Source organism: Pseudomonas sp. LAP_36, from assembly GCF_019456785.1.
Taxonomy (GTDB): domain Bacteria; phylum Pseudomonadota; class Gammaproteobacteria; order Pseudomonadales; family Pseudomonadaceae; genus Aquipseudomonas; species Aquipseudomonas tritici.
Window position 1 is genome coordinate 572,786 of sequence record NZ_JAHZMS010000001.1, and the last position, 16,480, is coordinate 589,265.

The window sequence follows — 16,480 nt, forward strand, 5'->3', positions numbered from 1 at the left end:
GCACTTTGGGGCTAAATTCACCAATCGTCAGAATTTGCCCCCGCTTTTAAACCTTTTTCAAATTATGTGTTCTAGTTATCACCAGAGCATTTGCGCGTTATGGATTGCGCCACTAAAATGCCATCACCGATACCGAGTTCGCATACATGCGTATAGATGGATTTTCCTCACCGTCCTATCCCATCAAGCGTAAGCCACGCAAGGCAAACGTTACGGTAGACGAGTCCGTCGAAGATTCGCCGGACTTTATCGAAGTCCAGTCCGAAGCACAGCAAAATGCCCAGGGTTCCGCAGGCGCTCGTATCAGCGGTCTTCCAGCCCGTCAGCAAGACATGGTCTTCCCGCGCTCCATGAGCAAAAGCGTCGCCACCGCCCTGGCCAGCTACCTGACCACTGCCGGTTTTGTCGAATGGGATATGGAAGTGCTGGGCCTCGACATCCACATCTGATGCGTCTGCCTTACTACCTCGGTTGCCCGTCCTGGAGCGAAAACGCTTGGCGCGAGTACCTGTACCCCGCCGATGCCCGTTCCAGCGACTACCTTGCGCTCTATTCCCAGGTCTTCAACGCGGTTGAAGGCAATACCACCTTTTATGCCCGCCCTTCAGCTGCGACGGTGCAACGCTGGGCCGAAATCATGCCTGACGATTTCCGCTTCACGGCCAAATTTCCCGGTGATATCAGCCATAGCGGCAACCTGATCGAACAACTGCCGGCGGCAGAAAGCTTTGTTGGCTTGATGAGCCCGCTGGGTGAGCGGGTATCGCCATTGTGGTTGCAGCTGCCCGCGACGTTCACGCCGCAGCGTCTGGGTGAGTTGGCAGGTTTTATTGATGGGCTCGAGCGTCCGATGGCTGTCGAGGTGCGGCACCTTGAGTTTTTCGCCAAGGGAGATGCCGAGCGCCGGCTCAACCGTTTGTTGCGTGATCGCGGGGTCGAGCGGGTCTGCCTTGACCCGCGCGCTTTGTTCAGTTGCACGTCCACCTCGGCGGCCGTGCTGCACGCGCAATCCAAGAAGCCCAAGGTGCCACCGCGTCCGGCGGCGCTGACGCAGTTTCCCCAAGTGCGTTTTATCGGCCATCCCGAATTGGAAGCCAATGACCCGTTCCTGGTCCCCTGGGTGGAGAAAGTTGCCGGTTGGATTGAAGAAGGCCGCACGCCCTACGTGTTCCTGCACACCTCGGACAACCGCCTCGCCGCGCAATTGGCGCTGCGGTTTCACGACCAGTTGAGGGTGCGCCTGCCTGGCCTGCCAGCGCTGGCAACCCTGGATCGAGCTCCCGTAGCGGAGCAACTGGGGTTACTCTAGGGCACCTTTTTCCGCCTGGAGCCAGACATGGATGCCCAAACCCTTCGCGCCGAAACCTTCAAGGCCTTGCATGAGCGCGACCGTGCGTTTGTGATGCCCAACCCGTGGGATGCAGGTTCCGCTGTGATGCTCGCCAGCCTGGGGTTTGAGGCGCTGGCCACCACCAGTGCGGGGTATGCGTTCAGCCTGGGGCGCCCGGATGCGGAAGGGGCGCTGTCCCTGGATGACACGTTGATCAACGCCAGTATGATCGTCAAAGCCACAGCGTTGCCGGTGGCGGCCGATCTGGAAAACGGCTTCAGTGACACCCCCGAAGGTTGCGCCCAGACGATCCTGCGTGCCGCGGCCACGGGTATCGTTGGCGGTTCCATCGAGGATGCCACCGGTATTGCCGCCGACCCGATCTATCCCTTCGACCTTTCCGTCGAGCGCGTGGAAGCTGCCGTTGCCGCCGCGCGCAGCCTGCCATTCCCCTTCACCCTGACTGCCCGCGCGGAAAACCTCCTGCATGGTCGTCTGGATTTGCCTGACACCATCCGCCGCCTGCAAGCCTACGCCGAAGCCGGTGCCGACGTGCTGTATGCCCCAGCCCTGCGCACTGCCGAGGAAGTGCTGGCGGTGGTCAAGGCGGTCGCGCCCAAGCCGGTGAATGTGTTGATGTCCGGCGGCTTGAACCTCAGCGTGGCGCAGTTGAGCGAGATGGGCGTGCGGCGTATCAGCGTCGGCTCGGCGCTGGCGTTGGCCGCCTATGGTGAGTTCTACCGCGCGGCCCAGGAAGTCTATGAGCTGGGCACGTTCACCTTCACCGACCGCAAAATGCCGTTCAGTCAGGCCAACCAGTTCTTTAAGGACTAAGCGGTGCGTTTCTTCAAAGTTATCGGCGTACTGCTGGTTCTGGGCGGGGTGTTTGCCGTCGGTGTCTGGCGTGGCTGGGTGCCGTTGCCGGCTGAGTGGAACCCCTGGGCGCCGTTGGATGTGCGCGCCAGCCCCAACTTTTTGACGCGTTATAAATTGGGACGTCTGCAGGATGATCCGGCGCTGTGCGACAAAGTGCTGCAAACCTCCGGCCTGCGCGTCAGCCGTCAGGCCGATTCCCCCGCCGATGCCGCCTGCCCTTTGCGCAATACCTTGCGTGTGCAGGGCGCTGCGGTTGGGCTCAGCAGTAGCTTTCTCGCCAGTTGCCCACTCGCGGTCGCGTTCGCCTTGTTTGAGCGGCACAGCTTGCAGCCGGCGGCCCAGGCGGTGTTTGGCCAGGCGGTGACGCGGGTCGATCACCTGGGCAGCTTCGCCTGCCGCAACATGTATAACCGCGCTGAAGGGCGTCTCAGCCAGCATGCCTCCGCCAATGCGCTGGACATTGCCGGCTTTCGCCTGGCGGATGGACGTAGCATCAGTGTGCTCAAGGATTGGCCGGGGGAGGGCGCTGATGCACGGTTCCTGCGTCAGGTGCGCGACAGTGCCTGCGATGATTTCAATGTGGTACTGAGCCCGGACTACAACGCCGCGCACCGCAACCATTTCCATCTGGACATGGGGCGTTGGTGGGTGTGTCGCTAGGGTTTAAGCGGCCAGACGCAGGTTGTTGGCGATCAGCGGGCGTGCCCAGTAGTAATCGAAGTCCAGGGCCTTTTGTTGCGCGACCAGTTCTTCGGTAGGGTACGGCGTGGCGGCCGGTGGCAGCAGGTCCAGCTCGAATTCGGCAATGGGCAGGTGCAGTGGGCGTGGTTCCGGCGCAGGGCCTGGCTCCGGCAGCGGCTGGCCGGCGGTCAGCACGATCGGGCGTACCCAGCCACTTTCGAAATTCTGCTGGCGTTGCTGGGCGACGATTTCTTCGTCCGGGAACGGCTCGGCGGCGGGTGGCAGCAGTTCGGTTTCGAACTCGGCGATCGGCAGGAACAGCGGCTCAGGAGGGGCGATCTCGGTGTCTTTCACGTCACACTCACGCTGGGTGAGGATCTGCGACAACAGGTCGGCGCCGGCGTTGGGTTCTACCGCTGGGTCCGCAGGTGCAGGCGCCTGGACCGCCAGCGCGCCAGGCGTATCGCCGAGCTGCTCGGCCAATGCCCGGGCGAAGAAGTCCTGCCACACATGACTCACCCCGGCCAGCGCTTGAGTATTGCGCAGGCCGTAGTGGTTATGGGTCGGCAGTACACCGATGGTTAGGGGAAGAATGTCTGACATTTTTCTCGGTCGACGCTCAGCTCTGGCAAAATACCTGACTGTTGTTTTTATCGGCCGGTTTTGGCCGATCCTTAATATTTTTGAGCGTAGCGATTGATGAGCGAACAACCAGCGGCCAGCCGCATCAGGGTCGAGGCCTTGGGCGAAGGTTTCAAGGACCGTGCCGAGCAGTGGGCTTCACTGCTGGGTTTGCCGTTACACCTGGCGGATGCGGACTTTGCCCTGCAGTTCGGGGAGCATGGCCTACAGCTACAACAACTTGGGCCTGACGCGCCTGGGCCGGTGCGGGTGGACTTTGTCGAGGGCGGCGCGGCGCATCGACGGCTGTACGGCGGTGGCAGCGGGCAGATGATTGCCAAGGCCGTGGGGGTCGCCCAAGGCGTACGCCCGCGGGTGCTGGACGCCACGGCGGGCCTGGGTAAGGACGCCTTCGTGCTTGCCAGCCTGGGCTGCGAAATGAGCCTGATCGAGCGCCAGCCGCTGATCGGCGCCCTGCTCGAAGATGGCCTGGCGCGCGGCGCGGATGATTTTGAGGTGGCGCCGATCGTGGCGCGTATGAAGTTGCTCAAGGGCAACTCCATTGACGTGATGCGCAACTGGGAAGGCGAGCCACCCCAGGTGATCTACCTCGACCCGATGTTCCCGCACCGTGAGAAGACGGCATTGGTGAAGAAGGAAATGCGCCTGTTCCGCCCGCTGGTGGGCGATGATCCGGACGCACCGGCGCTACTGGCCGCTGCCCTGGCCCTGGCCAGCCACCGCGTGGTGGTCAAGCGTCCGCGCAAGGCGCCGTGCATTGAAGGGCCGAAGCCGAGCCATGCGCTGGATGGTAAGTCCAGCCGGTATGATATTTACCCCAAGAAAGCGCTAAAGGCCTGACTCTTCATTGAGTCTTAGGGCCTCATCGCGGCAGCACAAGGCTTCAGGGTCGATAAGCCCGCATAAACAACCCCACCACTTCCTGCACATGCGCTTCGGCGGCTTCTTCGCTCAGTTGCCCGCCGCAGCCATACAACAGGCAAAAATTCGCCGTGCCCTTGAGCAGGCAAAAAAAGTGCTCGGCTGCCGTGAAGGGCTTGCCGATGCTCAGGGCGCCGCCCTGGTCGATCTTGCCGAGCAGGCGTTCCATGCCTTGCAGCATGCGCATGGGGCCGGCCTCGAAGAAGATCTGCGAGAGTTTCACGTCCTGGCTGCCGGTGGTCATCATCAGACGATGCAGGTTTATCGACTCTTCGCTGTTGATCAGACGATGGAACCCCCGCGCGATGTTCAACAACACAGTTTCCACGGGCACGCCTTCGGGCAGCTCGAAGTACATCACCGGCAGCTGTTCCTCGCACTTGGCCACCACGGCGGCGGTGAACAGCGTCTCTTTGTCATTGAAGTGGCTGTAGACGGTCAGTTTTGACACGCCGGCCTCAAGGGCCACGGCATCCATGCTAGTGCTGGCGTAGCCATTGCTCAAGAACAGGAATTTCGCTGCTTCGAGGATAGCCTGGCGTTTTGCCATGTCCTTGGGGCGCCCGGGGCTATTGGTGTTTACAGGATTGTCGGACATTTTCACCTTTAATACTGGACTGGCGAGTTTGGTATTAATAACATACCGGCCAGTATAATTATTCTTAGCTTCATTTGCGAAAGGTCCTACAGCATGCGCAGCACTTTCCTGCCCTTTGCGTTGCCTGTCAGTCTGGTGTTCTTGTTGGCTGCCTGCGGCCATGAAGAAGCGGTCCAGACCACCATCCGCCCGGCCATGGTGGTGCAGCCACAGCCTTCTTCGCAGTCGATGGACAGCTACCCCGGCGAAGTGCGCGCGCGCTATGAGCCAGACCTGGCATTCCGCATCGGCGGCAAGATCAGCAAGCGGCTGGTGGAAGAGGGCGAGCGAGTCAAGGCCAACCAACCGCTGGCAGAGCTCGACCCACAGGACGTGCGCCTGCAACTGGAAGCCACCCGTGCCCAGGTTGCCGCCGCCGAGGCCAACCTGAGCCTGGTACGTGCCGAGCGCGACCGCTACAAGACCCTGATGGACCGTCAGATGGTCAGCCGTTCCCAGTACGACAATTCCGAAAACCTCTATCGTTCCGGTGTTGCCCGCCTCAAGCAGATCAAGGCTGAGTTCGACGTGGCCAGCAACCAGGCCGGCTATGCCGTGCTGCGTGCGCCACAGGACGGTGTGGTCGCCAAGCGCGCAGTGGAAGTTGGGCAAGTGGTGTCCGCCGGCCAGACCGTGTTCACCCTCGCCACCGATGGCGAGCGCGAAGTGCTGATCAGCTTGCCGGAGCAGGGTTTTGGCCGTTTCAAGCTTGGCCAGCCGGTCTCGGTGGAGCTGTGGAGCCAGCCCGATCAACGCTTCACCGGGCGTATTCGTGAGCTGTCACCGGCGGCCGATCCGAAGTCGCGTACGTTCGCGGCCCGCGTGGCGTTCACTAGCGGCAAGGTGCCGGCCGAGCTTGGCCAAAGCGCCCGGGTTTTCATACAGGCCGATGGTGTTATTCCGTTGTCGGTGCCGCTGTCGGCCCTCAGTGCGGAGAACGGTGAGTCCTACGTCTGGCGTGTGCAGCCCGACAATACGCTCAAGCGCACGCCGGTACGCATCGGCGCCTTTGGTGAAAAAACCGTCCCGGTACTGGAAGGCCTGACCCCGACCGATTGGGTAATCGCCGCGGGAGTCCATGTGCTCCACGAGGGCCAGCAAGTGCGCCCGGTGGATCGTGCCAACCGTGTGGTGAATCTGGCGGCCAAGGAGTAGTCCCCGATGGGTTTCAATCTTTCCGAATGGGCGCTGCGTAATCGCCAGATCGTACTGTTCCTGATGATCCTGCTGGCGGTGGTTGGCACCTTGTCCTACTCCAAGCTGGGACAAAGTGAAGACCCGCCGTTCACCTTCAAGGCCATGGTGATCAAGACCAACTGGCCGGGGGCCACGGCCCAGGAAGTTTCGCGGCAAGTCACCGAGCGCATCGAGAAAAAACTCATGGAGACGGGTGAGTACGAGCGCATCGTCTCCTTCTCGCGGCCCGGCGAATCCCAGGTCACTTTCATTGCCCGTGATTCCATGCATTCGGCGCAGATCCCCGACCTGTGGTACCAGGTGCGCAAGAAGATCAGCGACATCCGCCAGACCTTGCCACCGGATATCCAAGGGCCGTTTTTCAACGATGAGTTCGGCACCACCTTTGGCAATATCTACGCGCTGACCGGTGATGGTTTTGACTACGCCGTGCTTAAGGACTATGCCGACCGCATCCAGATTCAACTGCAGCGGGTGGCGGATGTGGGCAAGGTCGAGCTGCTCGGCCTGCAGGATGAAAAGATCTGGATCGAACTGTCCAACCTCAAGCTGGCCACGCTCGGCCTGCCATTGGCGGCGGTGCAGCAGGCATTGCAGGAGCAAAATGCGGTGTCCACTGCGGGCTTCTTTGAAACCCCTAGCGAGCGCGTGCAACTGCGGGTGTCGGGCAACTTCAAGAGCGTGGAAGAGATCCGTAACTTCCCGATTCGCGTGGGTGACCGCACCTTCCGCATCGGCGATGTAGCCGACATCCACCGCGGCTTCAACGACCCACCGGCACCGCGTATGCGCTTCATGGGCGCAGATGCCATTGGCCTGGCCGTGGCCATGCGTGACGGCGGCGATATTCTGGTACTGGGCAAAGCCTTGGAGAGCGAATTCTCACGCCTGCAGAAGAACCTTCCGGCAGGCATGGAACTGCGCAAGGTGTCGGACCAACCGGCGGCGGTGAAAACCAGCGTCGGCGAATTCGTGCAGGTGCTGGCCGAAGCGCTGGCCATCGTGTTGCTGGTGAGCTTCTTTTCCCTTGGTGTGCGTACGGGCATGGTGGTGGCCCTGGCGATTCCGCTGGTGCTGGCGATGACCTTTGCCACCATGTATTACCTCGGCATCGGCCTGCACAAGATTTCCCTCGGTGCCCTGGTACTGGCCTTGGGTTTGCTGGTGGATGACGCGATCATCGCGGTAGAAATGATGGCGATCAAAATGGAGCAGGGTTATGACCGGCTCAAGGCCGCCAGCTTTGCCTGGACCAGCACCGCATTCCCGATGCTCACCGGTACGCTGATCACGGCGGCGGGCTTCCTGCCGATCGCCACGGCGCAATCGAGCACCGGCGAATACACCCGTTCGATTTTCCAGGTGGTGACCATTGCGTTGCTCGCCTCGTGGGTGGCTGCCGTGGTGTTTGTGCCCTACCTGGGGGAAAAACTCCTGCCGGACCTGGCGAAGATTCACGCAGCCAAGCACGGCACCGATGGCCCTGATCCCTACGGCACGCCGTTCTATCAGCGTGTAAGGCGATTGGTGGAATGGTGTGTGCGTCGGCGCAAGACCGTGATCGTACTGACCCTGTTGTTGTTTATCGGCTCGGTGGCGTTGTTCCGTTTTGTGCCTCAACAGTTCTTCCCAGCCTCTGGCCGACTGGAGCTGATGGTCGACCTGAAGCTGGCCGAAGGTGCCTCTTTGAGCAACACCGCTGATCAGGTCAAACGCCTGGAGGCGCTGCTCAAGCAGCACGAAAGCATCGACAATTACGTGGCCTATGTCGGTACCGGTTCGCCGCGCTTTTACTTGCCCCTGGATCAGCAACTGCCGGCCGCCAGCTTCGCGCAGTTTGTGGTGCTGGCCAGAACCATTGAAGAACGTGAAAGCCTGCGCACCTGGCTGATCGAAACCCTCAACGAACAATTCCCGGACCTGCGCTCACGGGTCACACGCCTGGAAAACGGCCCGCCCGTGGGCTACCCGGTACAGTTCCGCGTGACCGGCGAGCACATCGAAGAAGTCCGCGCCCTGGCACGCAAAGTCGCAGCCAAGGTTCGCGAAAATACCCACGTGGTCAACGTGCACCTGGACTGGGAAGAGCCGAGCAAGATCGTCTACCTCAATATCGACCAGGACCGCGCCCGTGCCCTTGGCGTGAGCACGGCCAACTTGTCGAAATTCCTGCAGAGTTCGTTGACCGGTTCCAGCGTCAGTCAATACCGGGAGGACAACGAGTTGATCGAGATCCTCCTGCGCGGCACGGTGCATGAACGCACCGAGCTGTCATTGCTGCCAAGCCTGGCGGTGCCCACCGATAACGGTAAAAGTGTAGCGCTGTCGCAAATCGCTACCCTCGAATACGGCTTCGAAGAAGGCATTATCTGGCACCGCAACCGTCTGCCGACGGTGACCATCCGCGCCGACATCTATGGCAAGGAGCAGCCGGCGACATTGGTCCAACAGATCTTGCCAACCCTTGCAGGCGTGCGTGCCGAACTGCCGGATGGCTACCTGCTGGACGTCGGCGGTACGGTCGAGGACTCGGCCCGTGGCCAGAACTCGGTCAAGGCCGGCGTGCCGCTGTTTATCGTGGTGGTACTGACCCTGCTGATGCTGCAACTGCGCAGCTTCTCGCGCACGGCCATGGTGTTTCTGACAGCGCCGCTGGGGTTGATCGGTGTGACGTTATTCCTGCTGGTATTCCGCCAGCCGTTTGGCTTCGTGGCCATGCTGGGGACCATTGCACTGTCCGGGATGATCATGCGGAACTCAGTGATCCTGGTCGATCAGATCGAACAGGACATCAAGGCGGGCCTGGCGCCCTGGCAGGCGATCATCGAAGCCACCGTGCGACGTTTCCGCCCGATTGTGCTGACAGCCCTGGCGGCCGTGCTGGCAATGATTCCACTGTCACGCAGTGTGTTCTTCGGACCAATGGCCGTGGCGATCATGGGCGGCTTGATCGTGGCGACGGCGTTGACGTTGTTGTTTTTGCCGGCGTTGTACGCGGCGTGGTTCCGAGTCAAACCACAGTCCGTGTAAAAGTTTGTCGTAGGGTTTTTCACAAAGGCAATACGGAGGCGGGAACGTTTCAGAGACGCGGGCCACACATGAATTACCTGATTGCCAGGTCTTCTACCAGCAGGCTCCATACCTGCTGGTAGAAGCTTAAATCTGATGATTCAAGGAGTGTTTATGAAAATTGATATCAATGTCAGCGCTTTCAAACCCGCCTGCAGCAGCAACCCATGCGGGCCTGGCAAGCCTGAACCTGCCAAGCCCAGTGACCCTTGCAAAGAGGCTTGCAAGCCCCGCAAGGGTTTCGCGATAGGCTTTGGTGTCATGCCCTTGGGGGCGATCGCTTTTGGCGGTCTTGGTCTTGGTTTAGGGAAGATCTTCTAATCACACGAGGACTTCTTGGTTCCGGGCAGGTGAGCCCCCCACACCTGCCCGGATTCATGTGCGGCTTTACAGCGCGCCGAAGACTTTCTTCGCCAGGCTGGTCGCGGCAGCTGCAGGGTTCTCGCGAATGGTTTCTTCCTGCTTGGCAATCATCTTGAACAACCCATCCAGCGCCTGCTCGGTCACGTAGTTTTCGACGTTGGCGCTCTTGGCGTCCACTGCGCCAAAGGCCGCAGCCTTGCCGGCCAGGGCGTTGTACTGTTGGGCCACGCCGACCTTGTCGGTAGCCGCCTTGACGATCGGCAGGAACTTGGCGCGAATTTGTTCGCGGCTGCTTTTGTTCAGGTACTGGGTTGCCGAGTCCTGACCCCCACTGAGAATGCCCTTGGCGTCAGTCACGCTCATGTTTTTCACGGCGTTGACCAGGATCGGTTGGGCCTGGGTCACGGCGGTTTCGGCGGCCTTGTTCATGCTGGTTTCCAGCTGAGTGACTTGATCACCCATGCCGAACATTTTCAGTTTGTCGGCGACTTTGCCCAACTTGCCCGGCAGGCCGATCTTCACTTCGGGGTTATCGCTGAAACCACCGGGGACGCCCAGTTGCTTCACGGCGATCTGCGCGCCTTGGGTCAGTGCATCCTTGAGGCCACCGGCGGCGTCGCCTTGGGACAGGCTGCCAAGATCCAGGGCCATGGCATTGGCACCGAGCAGCAAGCCGGCACACAGGGCAGTAAAACGAAGGGAGTTACGGAGCATGGACGCTTCCTTATGATGTTCGAATTCAGTGGGCGACAGCATCAACCCGCAGACGCAACGGTTGTGGGTCCTGGCCGTTGAGCTGCACAGAATGCCGTTCGGTGGTGATAAACAGTAGCTTGCCATCCAGCTCGATGCGAGCGCTCACCGAGTAACTGTGGCCAGGTTTGACGTGCGCCGGGTCGTAGCTCAGGTGAAACGGCAGCGGCACTTGGCCTTTGACCGGGCCTTTCTGTTCGGCCAGGGTGACGGCCGGGGCGTCCATCAGCGACACGTCTTGCAGGCTGACGCTCAAGATCGCGGTCGGCGGCAGGGCAATACGTTGCAGGTAGAACACTTCGCCATCAAGGCTGGCCTTGGGGGTGGGGCTCATGGACTGGCAGGCTCCAAGCAGGGCGGTGAGGCCCAGGAGAATGATCTTTTTCATGGTACAGCTCCTTTTCAACGGCGCCGGCATCCAACCGGCGCCTGTTTAAATCTAGCGGGTTTCTTCAGGTGTCGGGGCTTCGGGTTCGACGGGCGCTTCGGCAGCGCCATCTACACGATGCAGGGCCACCTGACGGATCGACAGGCGAATCTCCGCCGGCAACACGCGCTTGGCTGCGCCTTCAGCCAGCTCACCCAGCAGGTCGTGGTAGCTCAGCTTGCCGGCTTCGTCGCGACGCAGCACATCTTGCTCCAACAAGGTCTGGATGAAATGTCGGAAAAGGCTCTTGTCGAAGAATTCCGGGGCGTTGAGGCCATGCAGGATCGACAGGCGCTGGGCCATGATCGTGCACAGGTCTTCCAGCTCTTCGGCGCTGATGCTGCTCTGGCCACTGTTGAGCAGCAGCGAAATCGCCATGTAGAAGCGTTGCAAGGTCTGGGCGATGCTCTTGGACAGCAGCGTCAGCAGTACGAAGTGCCGCGAACTCGGGGCCGGGCGCAGGAACACGTCTTTCTCGAAACGCAGCAGGCCCTGTTCGACAAAAGCCTCCAGCCATTGGTCAACCACCGTGTCCAGCTCTTCCAGCGACCAGCGGATAAACAGCTCCGATTGCAGGTACGGATACAGCGCGTGGGTGTAACGCAGGATCTGGTCGCGGCTCATGCGCGAGCTGCTCTGGAAGAAACTCGCCAGCAGCGCCGGCAGGGCAAAGATGTGCAAAACGTTGTTGCGGTAGTACGTCATCAGGACGGCGTTTTGCTCGTCCAGGTACAGAATCTTACCGAGGGCGTCGCTCTGTTCCGACAGCAGGTCCATGTCCTTGACGTGCTTGATCAGTGCCAGGCCATCGCCTTCGGGCAACGTGGTGTGAGGCGAGTAGGGCACGCGGCGCAGCAGCGCCAGGTACAGGTCCAACTGGCGCGCCATGGCTTGTTCGTCGAGCGCCAGGCGCGTGGTGGACAGCAGTGCCAGCGCTACCAGGTTCACTGGGTTCACTGCCGCAGCTTCGTTCAGGTGGCGCGCCACCTGTTCGCCAAGACGGTGGGTGGTTTCGTTGAGCCAGGCTGGTTTGTAGTTCGGGCCCAGTTCCTGGGAGCGCCAATCCGGCTGTTCGCTGTCGAGGAACTCGGTCAGCTTGATCGGCTCGCCGAAGTTGACCGCGACTTGGCCAAAGCGCTGCTTGAGCGCGCCGACCACCTTGAAAATATCGAAGATCGATTCTTTCTTCTTGGTCGCGCCGCGCAGCTCGCCGAGGTAGGTGCGGCCTTCGAGCACGCGTTCGTAGCCGATGTACACCGGCACAAACACGATCGGCATACGCGAGGAGCGCAAGAAACTGCGCAGGGTAATTGCCAGCATCCCGGTCTTCGGTTGCAGCATGCGACCGGTGCGCGAGCGTCCGCCTTCGACGAAGTACTCCACCGGGAAACCCTTGGTGAACAGGGTATGCAGGTATTCGTTGAACACCGAGGTGTACAGCGGGTTGCCCTTGAAGGTGCGGCGCATGAAAAACGCACCGCCACGGCGCAGCAGGCTGCCGATGACGGGCATGTTCAGGTTGATACCGGCGGCGATATGCGGCGGCGTCAGGCCATTTTTGAACAACAGGTAAGACAGCAACAGGTAGTCGATATGGCTGCGGTGGCAAGGTACGTAGATCACCTCGTAACCCTGGGCAACCTTTTGCACACCTTCGATGTTATTGACCTTGATGCCGTCGTAGATCTTGTTCCAGAACCAGCTCAGTACCACTTCCAGGAAGCGGATCGCGGTGTAGGTGTAGTCCGAGGCGATCTCGTTGCCGTAACGCAGGGCCTGGGCCTTGGCTTTTTCCGGGGAGATTTTTTCCCGCTCAGCCTCGTCGGCAATGGCTTGGCGTACCAGCGGCATGTTGACCAGGCCTTTCACCAGATTGCGGCGGTGGGACAGGTCAGGGCCGATCACGGCGGTCTTCAGGTTACGAAAGTGCACACGCAGGATGCGTTGGGCCATGCGCACCGTACGTTCGTGGCCTTTATTGTGCTCGATCAATTCACGCAGGTTGATTGGCGCAGAGAATTGCACACGGGTCTTGCGACCGAGGATCAGGATGCTCAAGAACCGACGCAGACGACCTGTCACCGCCCAGCTGTCGGCAAATAACAATTTCCACGGGCTGGACTCGCTCTCGGGGGATTGGCCCCAGAACACGCTGACCGGAATGATTTGTGCATTCTCTTCGGCGTGTTCGCTGAGGGTGTTGACCAGGCGGGTCAGGGTCGGCGGCGCGCCGCGCTTGTCCTGGCGGCCAAGCCAGTCGGGCTCTGGCGTGAGGTAGAAGAACGCCGCCGCTTCCATCAACGGGCCGACCGCTACCGGCAGCACCGGGCGCGGCAAGCCGGCCTTGGTGCACTCGGCGTCGACCACGGCCAATTCGCTGAGGGAAGGTGATTGCAGGACGTAGAACACCGGCCGGCTGCGGTCCAGGTTAAGGGTTAGGGACGACTGGTTGATCGTCTCCGAGCGAACCCAGAGGTACAACAGCCGGCGCAAGGTGCCAAATACCAGACGGCGAAACGGGGAGCGGGTCATACGGCTTCTGCTTTGAGTGGAAAAAACCGAGCAGACGCTCGGGCGGGTAGTGTGCCGTATTCGCCGAAAATCGGCAAAAAAGCAGCGATGTAAACTTGAGTTGATCGTTTTTGAGCCTGTCTTATACTCGGCAGTTCAATGCGAGCGACTCAACAATAAAAATGCATGTGGGAGTAAGACAGATGGCAACGCGCGAAACCGGCAATGTGAAGTGGTTCAACGATGCAAAGGGCTATGGGTTTATTCAACGCGAGGATGGCAAGGATGTGTTTGTGCACTACCGCGCCATTCGCGGTGATGGTCACCGTTCTCTGGCCGAGGGCCAGCAGGTGGAGTACGCCGTGGTGACCGGCGAGAAGGGGTTGCAGGCGGAGGATGTGGTCGGTCTATAAAGACGCTGGCTTGGTAACCTAATCAACTGTGGGAGCTGGCTTGCCTGCGATAGCATCACTGCGGTCTGACTGAATAGACCGAGGTGTCTGCATTGCAGGCAAGCCAGCTCCCACATTGATTGGGTTTGCAGGTTTAGATCAGGCCGTTTTCCAGGTGATCTGCTCTTCACCGTCTTCGCTGATACGAATCCAGGTGTCAGCGCTTTCTTCACCTTCCTCTTCAACCCAAGTCCCCGGTGCACAGCGCACTTCCACGTTCAGCGCGGCAAACGCGGCGTGGGCGCAGGCGATGTCGTCATCCCATGGGGTCTGGTCGCTTTCCAGGAACAGGCTGTTCCATTTGCCTACGGCTTTCGGTAGCCAGGTCACCGGCACGTTGCCGGCCTTGCACTTGTAGGTCTGACCCCGTTGGACCCAGTCGGTGCACGGGCCCAGGGCGGCGCCCAGCCAGGCGGCAATGGCCTTGTGGTCGACGTCAGCGTCCTTCAGGTAAATCTCGATATCGGGTTGGCGCATGGATGTTCCTCGTTGCGGGATTCGAAAATCCATTCGCGGAAAAGTCGGTTAGTTAAGCACGAAATAATCGTAGCGCATCGACACAGTGACCAGCAGCGGCTCGGCCGCCTCGATCACTTGCGCGCGGCGCTCGGCACTGGCGCGCCAGCCGTGGGGTGTCATGGCCAGCAGGTTGGCGCGGTCCTGGGGCTCGGCCAGGCTCAGCGTGAATGCCAGCGTCTCGCTGTGCGCCAGGCTCATGCCGTCCGGCACCAGGGCCAGATGCTTGTCGTCGGTGTATTCGCGCACTTCGTCGTACAGGCGTTCGCGCAGTTCCATCAGGTGGCCGCTGGTAGGACCGACCTTCATCAAGCCGCCGCCAGGGCTGAGCAGGCGCTTGGCCTCCTGCCAGTCCAATGGGCTGAACACGCTGGCGAGGAACTGGCAACTGGCATCGGCCAAGGGCACACGGGCCATGCTGGCGATCAACCAGGTGAGCGCCGGGTTGCGCTTGCAGGCGCGCTTGACCGCTTCTTTGGAGATATCCAGCGCGTAGCCATCAGCGTGGGGCAGGGCGTCGGCGATTTGCGCGGTGTAGTAACCCTCGCCACAACCGATGTCGACCCAGCGCGCCGGGGCGCGTTCAGCGGCCAGTTCGGCCAGGCGTTTGGCCACGGGAGCGTAGTGCCCGGCGTTGAGGAAGTCGCGGCGCGCTTCCACCATCGCCAGGTTATCGCCTGGGTCGCGGCTGTTCTTGTGCTGCACCGGCAACAGGTTCAAGTAACCCTGGCGCGCACGGTCGAAACGGTGCCCGGCGGGGCAAGCCACGCCATTGTCGACCGCGTTCAGCGGTGCGCTGCAAATGGGGCACGCGAGCATCAGGCGAGCAACTTGATCAGGGTCTGGTAATAGATTTCGGTCAGCACATCGAGGTCGCTGGCGAGGATGCGTTCGTTGACCTGGTGGATCGTTGCGTTGACCGGACCCAGCTCTACCACTTGAGTGCCGAGGGTCGCAATGAAGCGCCCGTCGGAGGTGCCGCCACTGGTGGACGCCTTGGTCTCACGGCCGGTGATTGCCTTGATGCTCGCGGAGACCGCATCCAGCAACGCACCCGGTTCGGTCAGGAACGGCAGGCCCGACAGCGCCCACTCCACGTGCCAGTCCAGGCCATGCTTGTCGAGAATCGCCGCAACCCGTTGCTGCAGGCCTTCCACGGTGGATTCGGTGGAGAAGCGGAAGTTGAACACCGCTGTCAGCTCACCGGGGATCACGTTGGTCGCGCCAGTGCCCGAGTTGAGGTTGGAGATCTGGAAGCTGGTCGGCGGGAAGAACGTGTTGCCGTCATCCCAATGCTCGGCGGCCAGTTCGGCCAGTGCCGGAGCGGCCAGATGGATCGGGTTTTTCGCCAGGTGCGGGTAGGCCACGTGACCTTGCACACCGCGTACGGTCAGGGTGGCGCCGAGGGAGCCACGACGGCCGTTCTTGACCACATCGCCCACCAGTGTGGTGCTTGACGGTTCACCGACGATGCACCAGTCCAGGCGCTCCTTGCGCGCGGCCAGGCGTTCGATTACCGCCTTGGTGCCGTGGTGCGCGGGGCCTTCTTCATCGCTGGTGATCAGGAAAGCGACCGACCCCTTGTGGTCAGGGTAATCGGTGACGAAACGTTCAGCCGCCACCAACATGGCTGCCAGGCTGCCTTTCATGTCCGCCGCGCCACGTCCGCAGAGCATGCCGTTTTCGTCGATCAGCGCGTCGAACGGGTCGTTCTGCCACGCCTGCACCGGGCCGGTCGGCACCACGTCGGTATGGCCGGCAAAGCACAGCACCGGGCCGTCATGCTTGCCGTGAGTGGCCCAGAAATTGTCCACGTCTTCGATGCGCATCGGTTCCAGCGCAAAACCGGCGTCGCCCAGGCGCTGCATCATCAGCTTCTGGCAATCGGCGTCGATCGGCGTCACCGAGGGGCGACGGATCAGGTCGATGGCAAGTTGAAGGGTCGGCGAAAGGTCGGCATGGGCCGTCATGAAAAACTCCGGAAGCGTGTAAGGGGCGCAGGACGAATGTGGAATACAGAACTTGAAACGGCGAGATTCTAATGTGGGAGCGGGCTTGCTCCCACATAAGGCAATCGGCGCTTGCCTGATCCAACAAAACGGCCG

The 16,480-nt window shown here is 61.0% G+C and carries 17 protein-coding genes; 9 read left to right on the top strand and 8 right to left on the bottom strand.

Annotated features, from left to right (window positions below; genetic code table 11):
- The first annotated feature begins 146 nt into the window (after nucleotides 1-146).
- The 4 genes from JBO08_RS02705 to JBO08_RS02720 are packed head-to-tail and all read left to right on the top strand — an operon-like array spanning nucleotide 147 to nucleotide 2,866.
- On the top strand, nucleotides 147-449 hold the full coding sequence (locus JBO08_RS02705) for a hypothetical protein (RefSeq protein WP_049709694.1): 303 nt from the start codon (nucleotides 147-149) through the stop codon (nucleotides 447-449).
- Nucleotides 449-1,309, top strand: coding sequence for a DUF72 domain-containing protein (locus JBO08_RS02710; protein WP_065872468.1), 861 nt, complete (start codon nucleotides 449-451; stop codon nucleotides 1,307-1,309). The genes JBO08_RS02705 and JBO08_RS02710 overlap by 1 nt, the downstream gene beginning before the upstream one ends.
- 27 nt (nucleotides 1,310-1,336) lie before the next feature.
- Nucleotides 1,337-2,164, top strand: coding sequence for an oxaloacetate decarboxylase (locus JBO08_RS02715; protein ID WP_065872467.1), 828 nt, complete (start codon nucleotides 1,337-1,339; stop codon nucleotides 2,162-2,164).
- A gap of 3 nt (nucleotides 2,165-2,167) precedes the next feature.
- The gene (locus JBO08_RS02720) at nucleotides 2,168-2,866 is read left to right on the top strand and encodes an extensin family protein (RefSeq protein WP_065945373.1); all 699 of its coding nucleotides are present in this window, start codon (nucleotides 2,168-2,170) and stop codon (nucleotides 2,864-2,866) included.
- A gap of 3 nt (nucleotides 2,867-2,869) precedes the next feature.
- On the opposite strand, the gene JBO08_RS02725 is transcribed toward JBO08_RS02720, so the two are convergent.
- Nucleotides 2,870-3,490, bottom strand: coding sequence for an energy transducer TonB (locus tag JBO08_RS02725; protein ID WP_065872465.1), 621 nt, complete (start codon nucleotides 3,488-3,490; stop codon nucleotides 2,870-2,872).
- A 96-nt stretch (nucleotides 3,491-3,586) separates the two neighbouring features.
- Between JBO08_RS02725 and JBO08_RS02730 the strand changes: the two genes are divergently transcribed.
- Nucleotides 3,587-4,369 (top strand): class I SAM-dependent methyltransferase, encoded by a 783-nt coding sequence (locus JBO08_RS02730; protein WP_065872464.1) that lies wholly within the window; start codon nucleotides 3,587-3,589, stop codon nucleotides 4,367-4,369.
- 43 nt (nucleotides 4,370-4,412) lie between these two features.
- Here JBO08_RS02730 and JBO08_RS02735 read toward each other — a convergent pair whose 3' ends face one another.
- Entirely contained in the window at nucleotides 4,413-5,048 is a 636-nt protein-coding gene (locus tag JBO08_RS02735; protein ID WP_220074544.1) for a TetR/AcrR family transcriptional regulator, read from the bottom strand.
- Nucleotides 5,049-5,141: 93 nt separating this feature from the next.
- Here JBO08_RS02735 and JBO08_RS02740 point away from each other — a divergent pair, with 93 nt between their 5' ends.
- The 3 genes from JBO08_RS02740 (at nucleotide 5,142) to JBO08_RS02750 (ending at nucleotide 9,674) form a co-directional block, all read left to right on the top strand.
- Nucleotides 5,142-6,242, top strand: a complete 1,101-nt coding sequence (locus JBO08_RS02740; protein WP_065872462.1) for an efflux RND transporter periplasmic adaptor subunit — start codon at nucleotides 5,142-5,144, stop codon at nucleotides 6,240-6,242.
- Between the two features lie 6 nt (nucleotides 6,243-6,248).
- The gene (locus tag JBO08_RS02745; RefSeq protein WP_220074543.1) at nucleotides 6,249-9,314 is read left to right on the top strand and encodes an efflux RND transporter permease subunit; all 3,066 of its coding nucleotides are present in this window, start codon (nucleotides 6,249-6,251) and stop codon (nucleotides 9,312-9,314) included.
- Nucleotides 9,315-9,467: 153 nt separating this feature from the next.
- On the top strand, nucleotides 9,468-9,674 hold the full coding sequence (locus JBO08_RS02750) for a hypothetical protein (RefSeq protein ID WP_065880083.1): 207 nt from the start codon (nucleotides 9,468-9,470) through the stop codon (nucleotides 9,672-9,674).
- A 66-nt stretch (nucleotides 9,675-9,740) separates the two neighbouring features.
- Here the strand turns inward: JBO08_RS02750 and JBO08_RS02755 are convergent, their stop codons facing one another.
- From JBO08_RS02755 to plsB, 3 genes are read right to left on the bottom strand one after another with little or no spacing between them, the layout of a single operon-like run.
- Complete coding sequence (locus JBO08_RS02755; protein WP_049713406.1) at nucleotides 9,741-10,430, bottom strand: DUF4197 domain-containing protein; 690 nt, start codon at nucleotides 10,428-10,430, stop codon at nucleotides 9,741-9,743.
- A gap of 25 nt (nucleotides 10,431-10,455) precedes the next feature.
- A complete protein-coding gene (locus JBO08_RS02760) occupies nucleotides 10,456-10,857 on the bottom strand; it encodes a YbaY family lipoprotein (RefSeq protein WP_065872459.1) in 402 nt (133 codons plus the stop codon).
- Nucleotides 10,858-10,908: 51 nt separating this feature from the next.
- The gene (gene plsB / locus JBO08_RS02765) at nucleotides 10,909-13,428 is read right to left on the bottom strand and encodes a glycerol-3-phosphate 1-O-acyltransferase PlsB (protein ID WP_065872458.1); all 2,520 of its coding nucleotides are present in this window, start codon (nucleotides 13,426-13,428) and stop codon (nucleotides 10,909-10,911) included.
- Nucleotides 13,429-13,610: 182 nt separating this feature from the next.
- Between plsB and JBO08_RS02770 the strand changes: the two genes are divergently transcribed.
- Complete coding sequence (locus JBO08_RS02770) at nucleotides 13,611-13,820, top strand: cold-shock protein (protein ID WP_032891681.1); 210 nt, start codon at nucleotides 13,611-13,613, stop codon at nucleotides 13,818-13,820.
- A 138-nt stretch (nucleotides 13,821-13,958) separates the two neighbouring features.
- Here the strand turns inward: JBO08_RS02770 and JBO08_RS02775 are convergent, their stop codons facing one another.
- From JBO08_RS02775 to dapE, 3 genes are read right to left on the bottom strand one after another with little or no spacing between them, the layout of a single operon-like run.
- Nucleotides 13,959-14,336 (bottom strand): hypothetical protein, encoded by a 378-nt coding sequence (locus JBO08_RS02775; protein WP_220074542.1) that lies wholly within the window; start codon nucleotides 14,334-14,336, stop codon nucleotides 13,959-13,961.
- 48 nt (nucleotides 14,337-14,384) lie between these two features.
- On the bottom strand, nucleotides 14,385-15,194 hold the full coding sequence (locus tag JBO08_RS02780; protein ID WP_065872456.1) for a putative RNA methyltransferase: 810 nt from the start codon (nucleotides 15,192-15,194) through the stop codon (nucleotides 14,385-14,387).
- Complete coding sequence (gene dapE / locus JBO08_RS02785; RefSeq protein ID WP_065872455.1) at nucleotides 15,194-16,345, bottom strand: succinyl-diaminopimelate desuccinylase; 1,152 nt, start codon at nucleotides 16,343-16,345, stop codon at nucleotides 15,194-15,196. Before dapE ends, JBO08_RS02780 begins: the two co-directional genes overlap by 1 nt.
- Nucleotides 16,346-16,480 lie beyond the last annotated feature (135 nt).